General features: G+C 74.3%; 19 protein-coding genes and 1 tRNA gene. 2 read left to right on the forward strand and 18 right to left on the reverse strand.

Annotation, left to right across the window (positions count from 1 at the left end):
• Positions 1 to 4 precede the first annotated feature (4 nt).
• Together ACFWUZ_RS13470 and ACFWUZ_RS13475 are read right to left on the reverse strand one after the other, a co-directional pair.
• Positions 5 to 517: a 3-hydroxyacyl-ACP dehydratase FabZ family protein gene (locus tag ACFWUZ_RS13470; RefSeq protein WP_266936534.1), complete on the reverse strand. Its 513-nt coding sequence runs from the start codon at positions 515 to 517 to the stop codon at positions 5 to 7.
• Positions 511 to 693: a hypothetical protein gene (locus ACFWUZ_RS13475; protein WP_384371531.1), complete on the reverse strand. Its 183-nt coding sequence runs from the start codon at positions 691 to 693 to the stop codon at positions 511 to 513. Before ACFWUZ_RS13475 ends, ACFWUZ_RS13470 begins: the two co-directional genes overlap by 7 nt.
• Between ACFWUZ_RS13475 and ACFWUZ_RS13480 the strand changes: the two genes are divergently transcribed.
• Positions 680 to 919 (forward strand): hypothetical protein, encoded by a 240-nt coding sequence (locus ACFWUZ_RS13480; RefSeq protein ID WP_384371533.1) that lies wholly within the window; start codon positions 680 to 682, stop codon positions 917 to 919. The two genes, ACFWUZ_RS13475 and ACFWUZ_RS13480, sit on opposite strands and share 14 nt — an antisense overlap.
• A 71-nt stretch (positions 920 to 990) precedes the next feature.
• Here ACFWUZ_RS13480 and ACFWUZ_RS13485 read toward each other — a convergent pair whose 3' ends face one another.
• The 4 genes from ACFWUZ_RS13485 to ACFWUZ_RS13500 all read right to left on the reverse strand — a co-directional run bounded on the left by ACFWUZ_RS13485 (position 991) and on the right by ACFWUZ_RS13500 (position 7,211).
• The gene (locus ACFWUZ_RS13485) at positions 991 to 2,709 is read right to left on the reverse strand and encodes an AMP-binding protein (RefSeq protein WP_384371535.1); all 1,719 of its coding nucleotides are present in this window, start codon (positions 2,707 to 2,709) and stop codon (positions 991 to 993) included.
• Between the two features lie 26 nt (positions 2,710 to 2,735).
• Positions 2,736 to 3,329, reverse strand: a complete 594-nt coding sequence (locus tag ACFWUZ_RS13490; protein WP_384371777.1) for a lytic polysaccharide monooxygenase — start codon at positions 3,327 to 3,329, stop codon at positions 2,736 to 2,738.
• 223 nt (positions 3,330 to 3,552) lie between these two features.
• Entirely contained in the window at positions 3,553 to 5,139 is a 1,587-nt protein-coding gene (locus ACFWUZ_RS13495) for an SPFH domain-containing protein (RefSeq protein WP_384371537.1), read from the reverse strand.
• A gap of 728 nt (positions 5,140 to 5,867) precedes the next feature.
• Entirely contained in the window at positions 5,868 to 7,211 is a 1,344-nt protein-coding gene (locus tag ACFWUZ_RS13500) for a peptidoglycan-binding protein (protein WP_384371779.1), read from the reverse strand.
• Positions 7,212 to 7,426: 215 nt separating this feature from the next.
• Here ACFWUZ_RS13500 and ACFWUZ_RS13505 point away from each other — a divergent pair.
• Positions 7,427 to 7,500 (forward strand) — tRNA-Lys (locus tag ACFWUZ_RS13505).
• A gap of 74 nt (positions 7,501 to 7,574) precedes the next feature.
• Here the strand turns inward: ACFWUZ_RS13505 and ACFWUZ_RS13510 are convergent.
• The 12 genes from ACFWUZ_RS13510 to ACFWUZ_RS13565 all read right to left on the reverse strand — a co-directional run bounded on the left by ACFWUZ_RS13510 (position 7,575) and on the right by ACFWUZ_RS13565 (position 19,323).
• Positions 7,575 to 8,237 (reverse strand): class F sortase, encoded by a 663-nt coding sequence (locus ACFWUZ_RS13510; protein WP_384371539.1) that lies wholly within the window; start codon positions 8,235 to 8,237, stop codon positions 7,575 to 7,577.
• Positions 8,234 to 8,839: a hypothetical protein gene (locus ACFWUZ_RS13515; protein ID WP_384371541.1), complete on the reverse strand. Its 606-nt coding sequence runs from the start codon at positions 8,837 to 8,839 to the stop codon at positions 8,234 to 8,236. Before ACFWUZ_RS13515 ends, ACFWUZ_RS13510 begins: the two co-directional genes overlap by 4 nt.
• Positions 8,840 to 8,940: 101 nt before the next feature.
• The gene (locus tag ACFWUZ_RS13520; RefSeq protein WP_384371543.1) at positions 8,941 to 9,720 is read right to left on the reverse strand and encodes an HAD-IIA family hydrolase; all 780 of its coding nucleotides are present in this window, start codon (positions 9,718 to 9,720) and stop codon (positions 8,941 to 8,943) included.
• Between the two features lie 140 nt (positions 9,721 to 9,860).
• Positions 9,861 to 11,390, reverse strand: coding sequence for an alkaline phosphatase family protein (locus ACFWUZ_RS13525; RefSeq protein ID WP_384371545.1), 1,530 nt, complete (start codon positions 11,388 to 11,390; stop codon positions 9,861 to 9,863).
• 166 nt (positions 11,391 to 11,556) lie between these two features.
• Entirely contained in the window at positions 11,557 to 12,636 is a 1,080-nt protein-coding gene (locus ACFWUZ_RS13530) for a 2-aminoethylphosphonate ABC transporter substrate-binding protein (RefSeq protein ID WP_384371547.1), read from the reverse strand.
• 45 nt (positions 12,637 to 12,681) lie between these two features.
• On the reverse strand, positions 12,682 to 13,479 hold the full coding sequence (locus ACFWUZ_RS13535) for an ABC transporter permease (protein WP_384371549.1): 798 nt from the start codon (positions 13,477 to 13,479) through the stop codon (positions 12,682 to 12,684).
• Complete coding sequence (locus ACFWUZ_RS13540; RefSeq protein ID WP_384371551.1) at positions 13,466 to 14,548, reverse strand: 2-aminoethylphosphonate ABC transporter permease subunit; 1,083 nt, start codon at positions 14,546 to 14,548, stop codon at positions 13,466 to 13,468. Before ACFWUZ_RS13540 ends, ACFWUZ_RS13535 begins: the two co-directional genes overlap by 14 nt.
• A complete protein-coding gene (locus ACFWUZ_RS13545; protein ID WP_384371553.1) occupies positions 14,541 to 15,590 on the reverse strand; it encodes an ABC transporter ATP-binding protein in 1,050 nt (349 codons plus the stop codon). The genes ACFWUZ_RS13540 and ACFWUZ_RS13545 overlap by 8 nt, the downstream gene beginning before the upstream one ends.
• Positions 15,587 to 16,330, reverse strand: coding sequence for a phosphonatase-like hydrolase (locus ACFWUZ_RS13550; protein ID WP_384371555.1), 744 nt, complete (start codon positions 16,328 to 16,330; stop codon positions 15,587 to 15,589). The genes ACFWUZ_RS13545 and ACFWUZ_RS13550 overlap by 4 nt, the downstream gene beginning before the upstream one ends.
• A 5-nt stretch (positions 16,331 to 16,335) precedes the next feature.
• Positions 16,336 to 17,457 (reverse strand): TIGR03364 family FAD-dependent oxidoreductase, encoded by a 1,122-nt coding sequence (locus ACFWUZ_RS13555; RefSeq protein WP_384371557.1) that lies wholly within the window; start codon positions 17,455 to 17,457, stop codon positions 16,336 to 16,338.
• Positions 17,458 to 17,605: 148 nt separating this feature from the next.
• Entirely contained in the window at positions 17,606 to 18,370 is a 765-nt protein-coding gene (locus tag ACFWUZ_RS13560; RefSeq protein WP_384371559.1) for a GntR family transcriptional regulator, read from the reverse strand.
• A 206-nt stretch (positions 18,371 to 18,576) separates the two neighbouring features.
• Complete coding sequence (locus ACFWUZ_RS13565) at positions 18,577 to 19,323, reverse strand: hypothetical protein (protein WP_384371561.1); 747 nt, start codon at positions 19,321 to 19,323, stop codon at positions 18,577 to 18,579.
• Positions 19,324 to 19,444 lie beyond the last annotated feature (121 nt).

The following is a 19,444-nucleotide window of genomic DNA, read 5'->3' on the forward strand; positions in this document are numbered from 1 at the left end:
CTCCTCACTTCGCGCCGGCGGCCGCGGCCACCGGACCCGGCTGCGCCGCTGCGGTCAGCTCCTGTGCGGGGCGCATCGCCATGACCACCCGGCCCACGCCCATGACGACCTCGCCCCCGACGAGGGACTCCCCCTCGAAGATCACCGTGTCGCTGAGGGCCCGGACCAGCCGGACCCGGTGCTCCAGCACGTCCCCGGGGAACACCGGGCGGTGCAGCACGACGTCGGAGATGCTGCCGAAGAGCATCACCTGGCCCGAGAGCACGTCCGGGTTGGGCTGGTCCCAGGCGGCGAGCACCCCGGCCGCCTGGCACCAGGACTCGACGAGCAGGGTCTGCGGATAGGCGTGGCCCTCGTCGCCGGCCTCCTCGGAAAGCCCCTCGTACCAGGGCTCGTTGCAGGTCACCGCCTTGAGGGCGGTGAGCCGCTCCTCGGGCACCAGCTCGGTCACCCGGTCCACCAGCAGCATCGGGTAGCGGTGCGGCAGCACCCGCTTGATCCCACTGATCGTCAGCACGGCTCGTTCCCTTCGGTGAAGCGCAGGCGCACCGTCGCGGAGCGCCCCCGGTCGGTGCCCGCGACCGCGTCGCACCGCCAGTGCTCCCCCCGGCGCGACCACTTCAGGTCGATGGTGAGGTGGTCACCCGGGAAGACCGGGCTGAGGAACCGGGTCGACTCGATGGCCCGGAGCACGACGCCGCTGCCCGCGGTGGGGGCGGTGGGCGTCGGGATCGTGGCCGACCTGTCCGCGGTGGAGACCCGTCCGGCCGATCCCGGTCCCGTCCGCGTCCGGACCACCGTCCCGGGCGTGCCCACCAGTTGGCAGACCTCCGACCTGGCGCTGCCCGCCCCCTACGTGGGCGCACTGGCGCACGCGTCGGCCGCCCCGGGTGCCCGGTTGCACACGTACGGACGGTAGGCACGCCCGCGGACGGCAGGCACGCCCGCGGGTGGCAGCCGTCCGTACGCGTGCCCGGGTGTCCCGCCGGTCTACCGTTCCAGCAGGTCCAGGCGGTCCTGGGCCGCGTAGGCGGCGAGAAGTCCGGACAACGCGGCTTCGTCCAGGGGCCGGTAGGGCGCGGCGGGGACCGGGCGCCACCACACCGGGTCCGGCCCGCCGGCGCCGGGCTGCGACGGCCGGGGCAGGAAGCCCCTGCGGCGCAGGGCCACCCGGTGGACCTTGTTCGTGGCCGTGACGGGCATGGCCGTGACCACCCGGACGTAGCGCGGGGCCATCTTGGTGCCCAGGTCCGGCTGGGCGGCCAGGAAGGCCCCGAAGGCGTCCGGGTCGAAGACCGCCCCCTCCCGCAGCGCGAGGGCCGCCATGACCTGGTCCCCCGCGACCGCGTCCGGGACGCCGTACACGGCGACCGCCGCCGCGTCCTGCCAGCGGGCCAGGATGTTCTCGATCACCGCCGTGGCGAGGTTCTCGCTGTCGACCCGCAGGCGGTCGTCCGTACGGCCCGCGAAGTAGAGGAAGCCCGCGGCGTCCCGGAAGAACAGGTCCCCCGTCCAGTACCAGCCGTCCCGGGTACGGGCGGCCTGCGCCTCGGCGTTGCGCCAGTAGCCCTCGAAGAGGCTGCGGCCCCGGTTGACCAGCTCGCCGATGGCCTCGTCCCCGTTCAGCAGGCGGCCCGCCGCGTCCAGCCGCGCGGCCGGGCACTCCCGGCCCGTGTCGGGGTCGATCACCGCCAGGTCGTCGCCCCCGCCCGCGCGGCCGAGGGCACCCGGCGGGGTGTCCGGGGTCCGCTGGACGGAGGCGCCGCCCTCGGTGGCCCCGTAGCCCTCCACCAGCCGGACGCCGAACCGTTCGGCGAAGCGGGCCGCGTCCACCGCCCCGGCCTCGGTGCCGAACCCGAGGCGCAGCCGGTGGTCGCGGTCCTCGGGGCGGGGCTCGGTGGCGAGAAGGTACTGGACGGCCCGGCCGACGTAGGTGAAGTACGTCGCCCCGTAGGCCCGTACGTCGTCCAGGAACGCGGAGGCGGAGAAGCGGCGGCGCAGGGCCACAGCGGCGCCACCGGCCAGTGCCGGGAGCCAGTCGGCGATGACGGCGTTGCCGTGGAAGAGCGGCATGCAGACGTAGTGGACGTCGTCGGGGGTGACCGAGAACTGCCGGGCCAGCGCGTGGCCGGCGGCGGCGAGCCTGCCCTGGGTGCAGATCGCGGCCTTGGGCGCGCCGGTGGACCCGGAGGTGAAGTACAGCAGCAGCCGGTCGCGGGGACCGGGCGGGCGCAGGACGGCCTCGCCGGGCTCGGTGCCGGCATGGGGGGCGAGCAACGCCCCGTACTCCTCGGTGCCGGTCACCAGGAGCCGTACGCCGGGCAGGTCGAGCCCGCGCAGGAGGGACAGGTGGGCGGGCTCGGTGACCAGGATCCGGCATTCGGTGTGCAGGACGTCGCGGGCCAGCTCGGGGCCGCGGCGCGTGGGGTTGATCCCGGCGACGGCGGCCCCCGCGAGGGCCGCCGCGCCGAGCCAGTGGGGGAACTCGGGGACGTTGTCGAGCAGCACCCCGATATGCGGTTCGGCCCCGGGCGGCATGAGATCGACGAGGAGCGCGGCGCGGGCGGCGGCCTCCTGGGCGGCCCGGTGACGGCTGAGGACGGTGCGGACGCCGCTCTCGGCGTCCTCGTACATCAGCCCGGGCCGGTGGTCGCCCCACTGGCGCGCGATGAGCTCCGCGACGGTTTCCGGTGCAGTCGTCGTCCGCATGCCGCCGGAGGTTAGCTGACGTTCCGTCAGAACTGAACGTCGGAGCAGGCGTAGAAGGCCATCGGGGTGTCGTTCACGGTCCAGACGGCCAGGATCAGGTGCCGGCCGCTCTTGCCGGCCGGCATCGCGCCCTGGTGGACGGTGGTCATGGACGGCCGGGCGCCGTTGTAGGCGACGGTGAGGAAGGGCTGGGGGTCGAGGGCGGCGCGGGTGAGGGGCTGGCCGGGGTTCCAGCCGTTCTTGGTGACGTAGTACTTGAAGTCGGTGGTGGAGTGGTTGGCGGTGAACTGCCACCGGAAGCCGTAGCTCTGGCCGCTGGTCACCTTGGTGGCCGGCCAGGCGCCGCCGCGCGGGTTGTCGAGCTCCGCGAACTGCGGAAGTCCGCCGGAACATATCTTGCCGTCGGCGGGACCGGCGGCCGGGAAGCCCTTGAAACCCTCGACGCTCTGCGGCTCCCACTGGATGGCGCCGCAGTCGGAGACGGTCCTGTTGGCGCAGAGCTTCTGGCGGCTGATGGGGGTGTCCGTGTAGCCGTGGCTGCTCGCACTGGGGGCGCTGAGCAGGGTGATTCCGGCGACGAGGCCGAGGCCGAGCGTGGCGGCGCCGGCCCGTCCGGGCATGCGGAAGTTACGCATGATGCTCCTTGAACGTGGGGGGAGTTCGGCAAGAGCGTGCGCACGCGTGGGGATGAAGTGCCTCGGTTGAGTTCTTCAGGTCTAGACCAAGTCCCAGATTATTGACGAGAGTTGGCCATGTCCATACCAATGCGGGAACGGGTGGTCCGCTGGATTCCGGCCACCCGTCCCCGCACTGCCGTCCGCCCCGCCCGGAGCGGCGCCCGCCCTACTCGGAGCGCCCGGTGTAGAAGGCGACCGTGAGGTCCTTCACGAGGGCCTTGCGCTCGTAGTCGTCGAGTTCGACGAGCCCCCGGGACGTCAGCCGGTGGACGGTGTCGTCGACGGCGTCCACCACCGAGGTCAGCACGCTGTCCCGGTGCTTCGCGTCGATCGCGGCGACCCGGCGCCGGCGCATGGCCGCGGCCACCTCGGGGGCGTACTCGATCCGGGTCGGCTGGGCCGAGAACACCTCCACGCCCACCGCCTCGGTCTCGGCCGCCAGCATCCGGGTCAGCGCGTCGCCGACGGCCTCGGCGTCGCGCAGGGTCGGCGCGTCCTCGTGGAAGGCGTCGGCGGGGAGCCGGGACAGCACGCGTGCCATGGCCGATTCGACCTGCTGGGCGAGGTACTCGGTGTGGTCCGCGACGGCGAGGGTGGCCCGGGCGGTGTCCTTGACCTGCCAGACGACCTGCACGACCACCTGCAGGGCGAGCCCGCCGGAGTCCACGGCGGGCATCGGCTCGCTGCGCCAGTGGCGCAGCCGTACGTCGACCCGGGTGCGCAGGAGGAGGGGGCTGATCCAGGTCAGGCCGGTACGCCGGACCGTGCCCCGGTAGCGGCCGAAGAGGGTGAGCACCCAGGCCTGGCCGGTCCGGGCCCGGCCGAGCCCGCCGAGGGCGAGCAGGGCGACGATGCCGAGGAAGGCGAGCGGCGGCCAGTGGGTGGCGCTCAGGCCCTGGTAGGCGCGGGGGGTCCCGCCGAAGGCCGCCACGAGGGGGGCGGGGAGGATTCCGGTCCGCCAGAGCACGGTGGCGCAGCCGGTGAGGGCGAGCCCGCCGACGACCACGCCGATCCAGCCGGGCAGGACCGGCCCGCGGTGCTCGCGCAGCCGCTCGTCGCCGCGGGGGGCGCGGCGCGCGGGGGCGGGGCGGGAGGCGCCGGCCGGGCGCGGGGCGGGCGCGGCCCGGGGCACCGGCGTACGGGCCGGAGCGGGCGCCGGGCCGGGCCCGGGTTCGCCGCGGAACGGCAGGTGGACCGGCACCTCGGTGACCGCCGGTCCCCGGCGGGGAGCGGCGGCGGGCAGGTCCTGCGTGTCGTCCTCGGCCGGCGCCAGTCCCCGGGCCACCGCCTGGGCGACGATCTCGACGGCCCCGGGGCCGGGCACGCCGGAGTGCGCGGGCCCGGGCTCCGGACCGGGCTCGGACTCGGATGCGGATGCCCGTTCCGGCTCGGGGGTCAGCGGGTGCGGGATGGCGCCGCCCTCGGCAGCGTCGCCGCGCAGGCGCAGGGTGGCCACGTCCGGCGGGCGCGGGGCCTCGGGGGCCGCGGCCGGCGCCGGGTCGGGGTGCCGGGCGGGTTCGGGGCCCGGATCGGCCTGCGCCCGGGCCGCGGGCACTTCGTACCCGCGGGGCGCCGGGGCGGGGTTCCCGTCGCCCGGGTCGTCCCCGGCCGCGGCGAGGGCGACGGCCGCCGGTGCGGGCGCGGCAGCCGGGTCCTGCTGCGGCTGCGGCAGGCGGACCGGCGCGGGGGCGGGCGGGACCGGAGCGGGCTCCACCGCCCAGCCGGGCAGCCGCACCGCTCCGGTGGTCCGCACCGCCTCCGCCGCGGGGGCGGCCCCGTACGCCGGGCCCGGCCTGGCCGCCGCCCCGGCCGGCCCGCACGGGGCGGCTCCGACGGCAGCCGGGACCAGGGCCGGTGCGGCCTCGACACCGGCCGGGGCGGGGGCCGGGACCGGCTCGGAGGCGACCGGGCCCGGAGCCGGGGCCGCAGCGGGGGCACGTCCGGCAGCGGCCGGGGCCGGGCCCGCATCCGGAGCCGCACCGACCTGGGCTGCGACCGCGCCCGCCGCCGGGTCGGCCAGGCCCAGCTCGGCATCGGCAGCGGCCGGGGCCTGAGACGGTCCCGGAGCCGGGGCAACGAACGGAGCCGGGGCCGAAGGCGCCCCCGGTCCCGCCGGGGTCGAGGCCCATCCCGGAGCCGGAGCCGGGGCTAGGGCCGAGGCCGCTCCCGAAGCCGAGGCCGAGGCCCATCCCGGAGCCGAGGCCAGGGCCGGTCCCGGAGCCGAGGCCGAGGCCGGTCCCGGAGCCGGGGCATGGAACGGAGCCGAGGCCAATGCCGGAGCCAAAGCCGAAGCCGGAACCGAAGCCGGAACCGAGGCCGAAGCCGGAGCCGGGCCCGGGGCCGTGGGCAGCGGGGTGGGGGCGCCGGCAGAGGCGGAGGCCGGGGCGGGTGCGGCCGGGGCCGCGGCCGGCCGGCCCGGCGGGGGCATGTGGAGGGTGCCCGTGGTCGAAGTCGTGCGCGTGGGATACATCGTTACCTCCGTCATGCGAACAGCCGGCGCCAGGTCTCGGGGCCCGGGTAGCCGTCGGCCTCGGCACCGCGCCAGCCCTGGGCGCGCTGGAAGGCCTCGACGGCACGGCGGTCGGCCTCGCTCCAGCGCGGGCCCGGGCCGGACGTGTAGTGCTTGCCGAAGCCCTTCTTCACCAGCTGGCGCCCGAGGGCGGCGACGGCGTCGTGGGCCCGGCCCGGCCGGAAGGTCGCGAGCCCCGGGTAGGCGCGGACCCCGCCCGGCCCCGGCGCCCCCTCGACCAGCGGCCGGATGTCCTTGCCCTGGCGCTGGACCAGCAGGCGCCAGGTGTGCTCGCCCGGGATGCCGTCGGCGTCGGCGCCGGTCCAGCCCTGGGCCTGCTGGAAGGCCTGGGTCGCCAGCCGGTCGTGGTCGCTCCACGTCCGGTCGGCCACCCCCTTCGGGTAGAAGCGGAAACCGCCGCGGTCGATGAGCATCCGGCCCAGCCGGGCCACGTGGTCGTTGGTCACGCCGGGACCGAACTTCGCCGCGCCCGGGAACGGCGTCACGTCCCCCGGCTTCGCACCGCCGCCCGGCGTCTCCGCGGCCGGCGGAGCCTCCGGCACGATCCCGCCGGTCACCCCGTTGAACCGGTACGGGACGTACTTCGCGGCGTTGCTCCAGTACCCGTAGGGCGTCGCCAGCTTCCGCGTCGTCGGCCGGGTCTGCTCGTAGGCGACGTAATGCGTGTGCGCGGCGTCCACCCAGCCGCCGAAGATGACGACGTGCGAGCCGTTGGTGGGGTCCGCCGGGTTGTGGAAGAGCAGCATGTCCCCCGGCAGGAGCTGCTCTTTGGTGATCTTGGTCGCGAACCGGTCGAGGCTGCCGGTCCATTCGTTCGTGCCGAGGTTCCAGACCATGGAGACGTAGCCCGAGCAGTCCTGCCGGTACCCGTCCGTCCAGTACGCGGACATGCTGTACGGGACCTTCGCGTCCAGCCACACCTTCGCCCGGTTGATCATCGTCGCCCGGTCGATCCGCTTGACCGTCCCCGGCGCGGCCGGCGCTCCCGGCTTGCCGACCGGCGCCTTCGGCCCGTGCAGCGGGGACCGGCCGCCCTGCGGGGAACCGGGGTCGTCCAGGGTGACGGCCCCCGGTGCCGGGACGCCCAGGGCCGCCGCGGCTGCGCCGCCACCGCCCAGGACCACCCCCGCGGCGGTGGCCAGGACCAGCGCCCGGCGGGCGCCGCGCGCCGCGGGATGCCCCCCGTCCCGGAGCGGTATGGCCCGCCCGCGGGCGAGGGAGCGGCGGCGCAGGGCGCACCCCTGGCACCCGCAGTCACCCGCGGGCTCGTACTCCTCGAATGCGGGCATCGGCATCTGCTCACCCGTCGGCGGCTGCATCGTCATGCGGTTCCGTCCACTCCCCTGCTCGTCCACTGGTCGGCCGGAACCACATCTGGCGGGTCATCAGATGCGGCACGGCCAGACATATCGTGCACGATAAACTGCCCAAACGTGAGTTAATCGGACAATGCGGGCGTGGCTGGTCACGAGCACCGCCGGAGGTGGGGTAGAGTTTTCCCTGTCACCAAGCGCCGCTAGCTCAGTTGGTTAGAGCAGCTGACTCTTAATCAGCGGGTCCGGGGTTCGAGTCCCTGGCGGCGCACAGACGGAAGAAGCCCCCGCAGCGAAAGCTGCGGGGGCTTCTTCGTTGCGCGACGGGCCCGCGCGGGAGACGGCCTAGGCGACCGGCCCGGCCGGCCGGGCTCCGGAGCCCGTCAGGTAGGCGGAGACCACCACGTTGGCCGTGTATTCCTTGGTCGCCTTGTCGTAGGTCCCCCCGCAGGTCACCAGCCGCAGTTCGGCGCGGCCCTCCACCCGCTGGCCGTACGCCTTGTGCGGGTCGAAGCCCGCGCGCTCGTAGACCCGTACGTCCTCGATGGTGAACTCGGCGACCGAGCCGTCCGACCGCACCACCCGCACCTTGTCGCCCGGCTGCGCCGAACTCAGGCCGTAGAACACCGCCGGCTTGGAGCGGGTGTCCACGTGCCCCACCATCAGCGCGGTCCCGGCGGCGCCGGGCTGGGTGCCGGCGCCCCACCAGCCCACCGTGCCGGGACGGTCCTCCGGCGGCGGCTCGATCGCACCGTCGCCGTCCAGGCCCCGGGAGATCACGGGGGCCTGGATGCCTATGGACGGTACGTCGACCCGCTGGGGCAGCGCCGCGGCGAGGGGGGCGTGCGCCGCCGGCAGCCCCGCGCCCACCGAGCCGCCTGCCTGCCCGGCCGGCGGCGCGGGAACCCCGGTGATCTGCCGGCCCCACAGCCACAGGCCCAGCACCAGCACCGACCAGGCCGCGAAGGTCAGCAGCCGGCCGCCCGCGGAGGGCCTGCCCTCGCTCATCCGCCGCTGCGGCGGCGGCGCAGGGTCAGCGCGCGGCCCGCCACGGCCAGCGTGGCGGCGGCGGCGAGGACGGCGCCGATCACCGTGTGGGACAGGCCCGGTCCGTCGTCGTGCTCCTTCTTGGCCGCGGCGGCCAGCCGGGTCGTCTCGGCGACCTCGGCGGACATGCCGCCGCCACCCGCGTGGACCGGCCAGACCGGGGAGCGGTGCGGATCGGGGTGGTGGTGACCGCGGCGGTGGGAGACCTCGATGGAGCCGTGGACCTTGCCGTCACGGCCGTCGCAGGTCACCCGTACGGAGTGCCGGCCCGGCGATGCGTGCGAGCTGATCATCGTCTCGCCGTAGAGCGGGCTGCGGCCGCCGTCGCGGCCCCGCAGGTCGGCGTCGGACACGAAGACGGCCGACTTCGCGGACCCCGTCGTGCCGTTGCAGCCGTGGACGCGCAGCTTGACCTGCGCACCGGGCTCGGCCGGGTCGGGGTCGGCCGAGATGCTGCCACGGTCCTCCTCGCCCGCGAGGGCCAGGGGCGCGGTCACGGCGGACAGAGCCGTCAGGGCGACGGCCACCCCGGCGGCACGGACGGCGATGGGAACACTGCGCATGGTGAACCTCCTCAACAAGGAGATTCACGCGCCCCGCGCCGCTCCGCATCCGGAGCGGCGCCGTACGAGTCATCCGTGCGCGCGTTGCGGCGCGCGCCGGATCAGACCAGGTCGACCAGGTCGGCGATCGAGGCGACCGTCTTGGTCGGGCGGTACGGGAACTTCTCCGTGTCCGCCTCCGAGGTCAGGCCGGTCAGCACCAGGAAGGTCTGCATGCCCGCCTCCAGCCCGGCCAGCACGTCGGTGTCCATGCGGTCGCCGATCATCGCGCTGCTCTCGGAGTGCGCGCCGATGGCGTTCAGGCCGGTCCGCATCATCAGCGGGTTCGGCTTGCCGGCGAAGTACGGCTGCTTGCCGGTGGCCTTGGTGATCAGTGCGGCGACGGCGCCGGTGGCCGGGAGGGGGCCCTCGGCGGAGGGGCCCGTCTCGTCGGGGTTGGTGCAGATGAAGCGGGCGCCCGCGTTGATGAGGCGGACGGCCTTCGTCATCGCCTCGAAGCTGTACGTCCGGGTCTCGCCCAGGACCACGTAGTCGGGCTCGTGGTCGGTCAGGATGTAGCCGATGTCGTGCAGGGCGGTGGTCAGGCCCGCCTCGCCGATGACGTAGGCCGTGCCGCCCGGACGCTGGTCGTCGAGGAACTTCGCGGTGGCCAGCGCGGAGGTCCAGATGTTCTCGACGGGGACGGCGAGGCCCATTCGGCTCAGCCGGGCCTGCAGGTCACGGGGGGTGTAGATGGAGTTGTTGGTCAGCACCAGGAAGGGCTTGCCGGACTCGCGCAGCCGCTTGATGAAGGCATCGGCGCCCGGGATCGGGGTGCCCTCGTGGATGAGGACCCCGTCCATGTCGGTGAGCCAGGATTCGATCGGCTTGCGCTCTGCCACTGGACTGTTCTCCGCTCTCGGTGGCCGTGACCTCTGACCTGTGATCCCCGGCCTTCGGCCGCTGACCGTGGTCTGTACCACCCTATCGGGGCCGGGCTGCGGACGCTTCGGGCGTCCACAGCCCGGACGCGGAGCCCGGATCAGCCGATCTTGACGTCGTCGACGGTCCAGTACCAGTTGTTGTTCCCGGTGTAGCGGAAGCGGATCTGGACGTCGGTGGCGCCGGCCGGGACCTGCAGGGTCAGGGCCTCGGTCCTGGCGACCGCGTCGGCGGTGTAGCTCTTGACGACGGCGGGGGTGCCGCCGTTGTAGGAGACCAGGACCTGGGCGGTCTGACCGGCTTCCTGGCGGTAGTGCGTCCGGTAGCTGAGGGTCTTCGTGCTGCCGCCCGCAACGGCCCATCTGGGGGTGATCAGGGTGGAGTCGAAGCTGCCCGTGTGGCTCTTGTCGTCCCACTCGTCCGAGTCGGCGACGGCGAACACGTCGCGCGAGCGGACGTTCAGCTCCCGCCACTGGTCGCGCTGCGACTGGCTCCAGAACTCGTCGGTCGCGAAGGTCCAGCCGGCCCATTCGGTGACGCCGCCCGTGCCCATCCGGGAGTTGTCGACGGACCAGCCCGTCGGCGGGGTGCGGGTGAAGCCCTTGGTGCCCGCCGGGATGCCCGTCTCGTCCACGCGGGCCTGGAGGCTGGGCCGCAGGGTGTCGAAGGGGTCGTCGTCGGGGGCGTCCAGCGGGACGCCGTCGATGCCGGGGGCGCTGACGCCGACCTGCGCCAGCGCCGTCGCGGCCACGTCGGCCAGCTTCACGTCCTCGCGTACGGAACCGGCCGGGATACCGGCCCCCCGGGCGATGACGAAGGTGCCGCGCTCCTGGATCGTGGAGCCTCCGTGGCCACCGGATCCGGTGTGTCCGTGGTCGGTGGTGACCAGGATCTTCCAGTTCTCCTGGGCGTACGCGGGGCGGCTCTGCACGGCGGTGAGGAGCCGGCCGACCAGGGTGTCGACGCGGGCGACGGCGTCGAGGTACTGCTGACTGGCCGCGCCGTACGCGTGTCCGGCCGCGTCGATCTCGCCGAGGTAGACGAAGGCGGCGTCCGGGTTCTGGTCGCGCAGTTCGGCGGCGGCCGCGGCGGCGATCTTCGGGTCCTCGTTGCGGTAGCCGTCGCGGTCGCCCTTGAGGGAGAGGCGCTTGTCGACCTTGGCCGAGAAGATGGGGCCGTTCTGGTCGGTGGAGGTGATGGGCTCCCAGTCGGCGGCCGCGTACGTGTTGAGCGCAGGCCGGGCGTTCTCGATGCGGGTGAGGAAGTCGGGGTAGGCGGTGTAGTTCTTGCCGTTGAAGGAGTTGTCCTTCACCCCGTGCTTGTCGGGCCACGCGCCGGTGGCGATGGTGGACCAGCCCGGCCCCGAGGACGTGGCGCCCATCGGGTTCGCGTACAGGGTGCTGCGGGCGGTCAGGCCCTGGGCCATCAGACCGTTCAGGTGCGGGGCGTCGGCGGCCTTGACGCGGTCGAGGACCGCACCGTCGAGGCCGATGACGAGGACCTTGCCGGTGGCGAGGGCCGCGGGGGCCGTCTCCTCCGCGGTGGCGCTGTGGGCGCCGAGGGCGGTGGCGATCAGCGCGGTGGCGGTGGCGGCCACGGCGAGGGTCCGTCCGGGCAGGACAGGGGACACGTACTCCTCCTGGGAGCAAGGGGGGCGGGGAAGGGTGCGGGAGGGCGGGCGGGGTACGGACCGAGGAGGTGCGGGCTTCTTGGTCCAGGCCCATCCCCCGGATTGCGCTGGGGGTACCCCAGGCAAGCGTCAATGTCCCGGTCCTGGGTGGCCAGGACGTAACCGGTCAGCTTCCGGTTGCCGACTTCCACGCGTCGACGTAGCCCGTGAGGTTCGCGTCGATGTCGGCCCAGTCCGGCTCGAAGATCTCCACGCCCGTCATGATCCGGGTGAGTTCGACGGCGTTGGCGTCGGTCGGCTTGACGTCGGTGCGGGCCGGGAAGCCGCCGCCGACCTCGCTGACCAGCTTCTGGGCCTCCTCGCTGAGCAGGTGGTCGAGGAGTTTCCTGCCGTTCTCGCCGTGCGGGGCCTTGTCGACCAGGCCGGCCGCGTAGGGCAGGGCGAAGGTGGTGGGCCCGCCGCCGTCCTTCGCGGGGAACCATATGCCCAGGTTGGGCATGGACTTGGACTGCGCGAAGTTCATCTGGACGTCGCCGTTGGCGACGAGCAGCTCGCCCTTGTCGGTCTTCGGCGCGAGCTTGCTGGTGGAGGAGGACGGACCGACGTTGTTGGCCTGGAGCTTCTTCAGGTACTCCATCGCCGGCTCCTTGCCGCCGAAGTCGTGCATCGCCTTGATGAGGACGGCGGTGCCGTCGCCCGCGACGCCCGGGGTGGAGTACTGGAGCTTGCCCTTGTACTTCGGGTCCAGCAGCTCCTCCCAGGTCCTGGGGGCCTCGGCGAGCTCCTTCTTGTTGTGGACGAATCCGAAGTAGTTGTCGACGACCGAGGTCCACTTGCCGTCGGCGGACTTGCCGGCGCCGTGGACCTTCTCGGAGCCCTGCGGCTCGTACGCCTGGAGCAGGCCCTTGCCGTCGGCCTGCTGGATGAAGGGGGGCAGGGTGATCAGTACGTCGGCCTGGGTGTTGGTCCTCTCCCGCACGGCGCGCTGCACCATCTCGCCCGAGCCGCCCTCCACGTACTTGACCTGGATGCCGGTCTTCCTGGTGAAGTCGGCGAAGACCTTGTCGTACCAGCCGTCGCCCTTGTCGCCCTTGAGGCCGTCGGCGCTGTAGACGGTGACGACCTTCTCCCCGCCCCCGGAGCCGGCGGAGGAGGAGCCGCCGCAGGCGGTGACGGAGACGGTGAGGGCGAGGCCGCCGGTGACGGCGGTGGCGGTGCGCAGGAGGAGTTTGCGGTTGCTGGGCATGGAGCTTCCTTACGGCATAAGGGAGTCGGCGGTGGCGGGCGGCGCTCAGCGGTACGAGGCCTTGGTGCGGACCCGGGAGACGGCCAGCAGGACGAGCAGGGTGGCGGTCATCAGCACCACGGCGACGGCGGAACCGCTGAAGAGCGCTCCGCGGTCGGTGGCGGTGAACACGCGGACGGGCAGGGGCATCCAGTCCGGCGGGTAGAGCATCATCGTGGCGCTCAGCTCGCCCATGGAGAGGGCGAAGCAGAGTCCGGCGGCCGCCGTGAGCGAGGGCAGCAGGAGGGGCAGCCTGACCCGCCACAGCACGTACGCGGGACGGGCGCCCAAAGCCGCGGCGGCCTGCTCGTACGCGGGATCGAGGCGGAGGACCGCGGCCGAGACGGACTGGTAGGCGAACGCCGTGACGAGGACCGTGTGCGCCAGGACCACGATGGAGCCGGTGCCGTTGAGCAGGAACGGCGGCCGGCTGAAGGCGACGAGCACGGCGAGGCCGACCACCACGGACGGCACCGCGACCGGCAGCACGAACAGCGCGTCCAGGACCCGCTTCCCCCGTCTGCCCAGGCCGGCGGCGGCCAGTGCCGCCCACGTCCCGGCGGTGAGGGCGAGCAGGCTCGCGGCGAAGGCGGTGACCAGGCTGGTGGTGAGCGCCTGGAGGGACTCGCCCCGCACGGCGGAGGCGTAGTTCGCGGTGGTCGGGCCGGAGGGGAACGCTCCGGACCAGTGGCCGGCGAAGGAGGCCGCGACCACGACGAGCAGGGGCAGGGCGAAGAGGGGCAGGAAGAGGAGACCGAAGAGGCTCCAGGCGGCCCAGCAGCCGGCCTTGCTATGCACCAGCACGCTTGCCCACCACCCGGTAGAGGCCGAACAGGCCGACGGAGATCACGATGTTGACGACGGCGACGACGCAGGCGGCCGTGTAGTCGGATTCGAGGATGGCCTTGCCGTAGATGAGCATCGGCAGGGTCGTGACGTCCTTGGCACCGGTGAACAGGACGATCCCGAACTCGTTGAGGCACATGACCAGGACGAGGCTGCCGCCCGCGGCGAGGGCCGGCCGGGCCTCGGGCAGGATCACCTGCCGGACGATCCGGGCGGGCCCGGCGCCGAGGCCCGAGGCGACTTCCAGCTGTGCGGTGTCCAGTTGGGAGAACGCGGCGAGCAGCGGGCGCATCACGAAGGGGGTGAAGTACGTGATCTCCGCCAGGAGTACGCCCCAGGGGGTGGCGAGGAACCGGAACGGGCCTTCGGCGGCGCCGGTGACGTCGGTCCAGACCCCGTTGGCCATGCCGACGGTGCCGTAGATGAAGAGGAGGGCGAGGGTGATGAGGAAGGAGGGGAAGGAGAGGAAGACGTCGATGAACTTCGCGACGGCGCGGGCCCCGGGGAAGGGCACGAAAGCGATCACCAGCGCGAGCGCGAACCCGAGGACGAGGCAGCCGGCGGTGGCGCCGACGGCCAGCCAGACGGTGGTTCCGAGGGCCTCGCGGAAGCTCTGCGAGGCGAAGACGGACGCGTACGCGTCGAAGGCGCCGCCGCCGTTTCCGGGGCTGAGCGACTGCTGGACGACCAGCGCGAGGGGATACAGGAACACCAGCGCGAGCAGGGCGACGGGCGGCACGGCCCACAGCCCCCCGGACTTCGTCCGGGGGGACCCCCGGCGCGGCAGCCGAAGCCCTCCCCGCGCGGCGCCCGCCGCCGTGTGCCGGGGGCTCGCCGCATCGTCCGGCCTCGCCCGGGGTCCCCTCCCGGCGGGAGCCGGGGGAGTGCGGGGCGCGGGGTCCGGGGCGGCGCGCCGGGCCTCCCCGGAGGGGGCGGCGGAGGGCTCGCCCGCGCCGGGGGAGGCCGGGGCCGCCTGGGCCGGGACGGTCCGGGCCGTCGGCGCGGCCCGCCGCGGGGTGTCACGCATCGGACACCCCCGCCGCCAGCAGCACCGCGTCCCGCGGCTCGAAGTGCAGGGTGACGCGGTCCCCGAGGGCGGGGGTCTCCCGGAGCTCGGGGAGGTCCGCCTTGACCCGGTGGCCGCCGACGTCGACGTACAGCCGGTGCGTGGAGCCGCGCCACTGGACCTCGGCGAGGGTGCCGCTCAGCGCGTTGGGGCCGGCCCCGAGGCCGAGCAGGTGCGGGCGTACGCACAGGGTGGCCGTGGAGCCGGGCGCCGCGCGACCGCGGTCGAGGGTCAGGGCCCGGCCCTCGAAGACCGCACCGGCTTCGGCCACGGTCACCGGCAGCAGGTTCGCGTTGCCGACGAAGGAGGCGGTGAACTCGGTGCGCGGGGCCCGGTACAGCTCCTGCGGGGTGCCGCAGTCCTGGAGCCGGGCCCTGTCCATGACGGCGATCCGGTCGGCCAGGGTGAGCGCCTCGACCTGGTCGTGGGTGACGTACAGGAGGGAGACGTCCGGGAGTTCGCGGTGCAGCCGGGCCAGCTCCGCCAGCATCCCGGAGCGCAGCTGCGCGTCGAGCGCGGACAGCGGCTCGTCGAGCAGGAGCACCCCCGGGCGGATGGCGAGGGCGCGGGCGATGGCCACGCGCTGCTGCTGGCCGCCGGAGAGTTCGCGCGGGTAGCGCCGGGCGTAGGCTCCCATCCCGGTCAGTTCCAGCGCTTCGGCGACCCGGCCGGGGACCTCGGACCTGGGCGTCTTCCGGGCCCTGAGGCCGAAGGCCACGTTGTCCTCCACCCGCATGTGCGGGAAGAGCGCGTACTGCTGGACGACCATGCCGATGCCGCGCTTGTGCGGCGGGAGCGCGGTGACGTCCCGGCCGCCGATCAGCACCCGCCCCGCGGCGGGGCGTACGAAACCGGCGACCGTGCGCAGGGCCGTGGTCTTGCCCGATCCCGACGGACCGAGCAGCGCCATCACCTCGCCGGGCTCGACCGTGAGGTCGAAGGAGTCCAGGACGGTCGTGCCGCCGTAGGCGACGGAGACGGACTCGAAGCGGATGCCGCTCATTCCGGCGCCGCCAAGGGGTCCAGGATCGCGGGGAGTTCGGCGACGGACCCGAGGACGTGGGTGGCGCCGTGCTCCGCGAGCGCCGCACGGTCGTGGGCGCCGGTGAGGACCCCGGCGACCAGGCCCGCACCGGCGCGGCGGCCGCTGAGCACGTCGTAGGCGGTGTCGCCCGCGACCGCGACCTCGCGCACGTCGGCCGCCGCGCCCGTGCGCAGGAACGCGGCCAGCACCATGTCCGGGTACGGACGCCCGCGGCCGCCCGCATCGGCGGGGCAGAGGGTGAGGTCGGCCAGGTCCTGCCAGCCCAGGGCGTCGAGGATCGCGTCCTGGGTGACGCGGGCGAAGCCGGTGGTCAGGACGACGGTGCGGCCTTCGCCACGGAGCTGTTCGACGGCCGCGCGGGCGCCGGGGAGCGGGGCGACGAGACCGCCCTCGACGAGCTCCGCGTAGGCCTGCTCGAAGGCTGAGTTGGCGCGCCGGGCGAGCTCCTCGGTGCCGAACAGGTGGCGGAAGACGGAGATCTTCGACTCGCCCATGGTGTCGCGGACGTACTGGAGCTTCTCGGCGTGGCCGGGGGTGCCCGGTTCGACGCCGAGGACGGCGGCGGCCCGTTCGAAGGCGCGCTCGACGAGGCCGCCGTCGGCGACGGTGGTGCCGGCCATGTCGAGGACGACCAGCTTGTACGCGGGGGTCGCGGGGTGTGTGGGGCTCGCGGGGTTCGCAGGGGGTGCGGGGTTCATCCGGCTCACCAGCCCAGTTCGTTCGCGGTGGTCTCGGCTATCGCGGGAGAGCAGGTCATGCCGCGCCCGCCCGGTCCGGTCACCAGCCAGACGCCGTCGGCCACCTGCCGGCGGTCGACGACGCGGGTGGTGTCGGTGCACTGCGCGTACACGCCCGCCCAGCGGCGGCGGATCTTCGGCAGCGGGCGGCCCAGGAAGGACTCGGCCACGGCGGCCACGTGCTCGTAGGGGTCTTCGAGGGTGTCGAAGGCGAACGGGTGCTCGTACTCGTGGGTGTCGCCGATGGTCAGTCCGCCGTCCTGGCGCTGGACCATCAGCAGCTGCATCTTGTGCGCGGCGGCGACGGGCGCCTGCTCCTGACCGGTGTTCAGTTCGTCGAGGGCGGGCGACGTGTAGGCGGGGTAGTAGCGGAAGCTGTCGGCGTCCGCGACCGAGGTGGTCAGCTGCTCGCCGAGCGGGTCCGTCTGCATCATCTGGAGCCGGACGCGGCGCACGGGCAGGTCGGGGACCAGCTCGCGGACCAGGCCGGACAACCAGGCGCCGGTGGCCAGGACGACCGCGTCTGCGCGGTGGACGTCGCCGTGGTCGTCGCGGACCGCGCCGGGGCCGGCCAGTGCGCGGACCTCGCGGCCGGGGAGGAAGGCGTAGCGGCCCGTGGCCCGGAGCGCCTCGCGCAGGTGCAGCTGCGCGGTGCGCGGTTCCACGGCGGCGTCCTGCCCGCACCACAGGGCGGCTTCGAACGCGCCGCGCAGGGCCGGGTTGGCCTTGCGCGCCTCGGCGGCGGTGACCAGCTCGTAGCCGCGGGCCGCGGCGTCGGGGCGGGCCAGGGCCGCCTCGGCGACCGCGTACTCGCGGGGCGTACGGACGGGGGTGAGGGAGCCGTTGGCCCGGAAGCCCAGACCGGGCACCTCCGCGCCGATGCGCTCCCAGAGCTCGCGGGCCCGCAGGGCGGTGTCGAGCTCCTCGCCCCCGGCCCGCCCGCTGACCCAGATCTGGCCGAAATTGCGCAGTGACGCGCCGCGGGCCTCCGCCTCTCGCTCGATCTGGACGACCTCGTGGCCGCGTTGGACTGCTTGCCAGGCGTGCATGGTGCCGACCACGCCGCCTCCGACGACTATGACTCTCACGGCGTCCACGGTGGGCGCGGGCCGTGACCCGGGGGGATCCGTCCGGCGACGCGCCGGTGAACAGCCCTCGACTCTTGGACTAGACCCGTTACCTTTCCGTGATGCCATCAGGCCCCTTTTCATAGGTTGCAGGTGGTTCGTCGCGGGACTATTCGGGCCGCAGACGGGTCGTGAAGCTGAACCGGTCCCCACGGTAGAGCGAACGCACCCGCTCCAGGGGACGCCCGTCCTGATCCCGGGAGAACCGGTGGATGAGCAGCATGGGCAGGGCGGGCGGGGTGCCGACCAGCAGCGCTTCGCGCGGGGTCGCGAGGACCGTCTCCAGCTTCTCGTCGGCGTCCCCGAAGGCGATTCCGAGCCGGTCGCGGAGGTAGCCGTAGAAGGAGGAGTCCGGCTGGAAATCGCTGTCCAGGCGGGGTGCGCGGGCCACCCTGATGTACGTGCTCTCCAGGCCGACCCGCTCGTCGTCGGCGAGCAGGACCCGCTCCAGGTGCCAGACGGGCTCATCCGGTTCGGCTCCGATGCCGGGGGCGAGCTCGGGCGGGCAGGGGAACTGCTCCAGGCCGATCAGGTGGCGGCCGGGGCGGCGGCCCTGGCGGCGGACGCCCTCGGTGTAGCTGGCGAGGGACAGCGGCTGCTCCAGCTTGGGGCCGGCGACGACCGTCCCGCGGCCGGAGCGGCGCAGCCGTCCCTCCAGCAGCAGCTCGCGCAGGGCCTGGCGCACGGTCTCGCGGGACACCTCGTACCGGTCGGCGAGGTCGCGCTCGGTGGGGAGGGTGCCGCCCTCCCCCAGGACGTCGAGGAGGTCGGCGATGCGGGCCTTGACGGCGTAGTACTTGGGGACGCGGCCGTGCTCGGGGATACCGGAACGGACGGGCGAGCCGGGGCGGTGCTGCGGGGTCTGTTCTTCCACGGAGGGACTCTATGCGGGGCGGGCGACGCGGCTGCGGGACGGTCGGCAGCGGTGCGGCCGGGCGCCGTTGGCCGCGGTCGGGCGGTGGTGGCCGCGGTGGGCCGCGGTGGCCGTGATGGCCGTGATGGCCGTGCCACCGGCCGCCGGCCGCGCGGGCGCCCGTACGGGGGGCAGCGCGCGGGTCGGAGCGCGGGCCGGAGCGCGGGTCAGCGCGCGGGGGTGCGCAGGCGCCGGGCTCCGAGCAGGAGTCCGCCGCCCGCGGCCAGCGCGGCCACGGCCCCCGCGCCGTACGCCCAGCCGCGGGGACCGGTGTGCGCCAGGGACCCGGCTTCCACGGGGTCCTGCGGGCCCTCGACGGAGAACCGGTAGCCACCGCTCTCCCCGACCCAGTCACCGTCGTCGCCCTTGCGCTGGACGAGGGCGGCATCGGCGACGACCTCGCCGGTGGGGGCGTCGGGCGCGAAGGCGAGGCCGACCTTCACGGTCAGGGAGCCGCCCGCGGCGACGGTGAAGCCGGGAAAGGCGTCGCCCCCGTCGAAGACGGCGACGATCTCGTCGCGGTCGGTCCCCTCCAGGCTGACGGGGAAGGTACCGCCAGGGGCGTCGAACTCCATCCGCAGATGGGCGGGGCGCAGCACCCGGGCCTTGTCGGTGAAGACCACGACGGGATGGATGGCCGTGCAGGCGGAGGTAGTGGTGTTGGTCAGGTCCAGGTACCAGCTCTGCGGACCGCCGCCGGTCCGGTAGACGGGCGGACCCCCGCGGATCCGCGCGCCGATGGGGAACGCGGTGCTCTTACCGTCCCCGCAGGTGGCCTCCGCCCGGGACGGCAGCGCCGGTGCGGGCCGGGCGCCGCCCCCCGTACCGACGTCCGCCACGGCGGTGGGGGCGGGGGCGGCGAAGAGGGCCGCGGAGAGTACGGCGGAGAGGGCAAGGGCTTTGCGTGGTCGCATGGAAGGCCTTCGCTGCTCGCCGGACGGGACGATGGTCGGACGAGGTGACAATCACCCCGGCCTGCCCGCACCCTCCCACGCACGCGCGAACGCCTGTCGCGCGCCGCGCTGGGTCGTACCG

It is taken from the genome of Streptomyces sp. NPDC058646, assembly GCF_042716875.1.
Lineage (GTDB): Bacteria > Actinomycetota > Actinomycetes > Streptomycetales > Streptomycetaceae > Streptomyces.

Coding starts and splice junctions, on each gene's coding strand:
- ACFWUZ_RS13480 (WP_384371533.1), top strand. CDS start 680: ATGGCCCGGAGCACGACGCCGCTGCCCGCGGTGGGGGCGGTGGGCGTC.
- ACFWUZ_RS13485 (WP_384371535.1), bottom strand. CDS start 2,709: ATGCGGACGACGACTGCACCGGAAACCGTCGCGGAGCTCATCGCGCGC.
- ACFWUZ_RS13490 (WP_384371777.1), bottom strand. CDS start 3,329: ATGCCCGGACGGGCCGGCGCCGCCACGCTCGGCCTCGGCCTCGTCGCC.
- ACFWUZ_RS13500 (WP_384371779.1), bottom strand. CDS start 7,211: ATGCCGATGCCCGCATTCGAGGAGTACGAGCCCGCGGGTGACTGCGGG.
- ACFWUZ_RS13510 (WP_384371539.1), bottom strand. CDS start 8,237: ATGAGCGAGGGCAGGCCCTCCGCGGGCGGCCGGCTGCTGACCTTCGCG.
- ACFWUZ_RS13515 (WP_384371541.1), bottom strand. CDS start 8,839: ATGCGCAGTGTTCCCATCGCCGTCCGTGCCGCCGGGGTGGCCGTCGCC.
- ACFWUZ_RS13530 (WP_384371547.1), bottom strand. CDS start 12,636: ATGCCCAGCAACCGCAAACTCCTCCTGCGCACCGCCACCGCCGTCACC.
- ACFWUZ_RS13540 (WP_384371551.1), bottom strand. CDS start 14,548: ATGCGTGACACCCCGCGGCGGGCCGCGCCGACGGCCCGGACCGTCCCG.
- ACFWUZ_RS13545 (WP_384371553.1), bottom strand. CDS start 15,590: ATGAGCGGCATCCGCTTCGAGTCCGTCTCCGTCGCCTACGGCGGCACG.
- ACFWUZ_RS13550 (WP_384371555.1), bottom strand. CDS start 16,330: ATGAACCCCGCACCCCCTGCGAACCCCGCGAGCCCCACACACCCCGCG.
- ACFWUZ_RS13565 (WP_384371561.1), bottom strand. CDS start 19,323: ATGCGACCACGCAAAGCCCTTGCCCTCTCCGCCGTACTCTCCGCGGCC.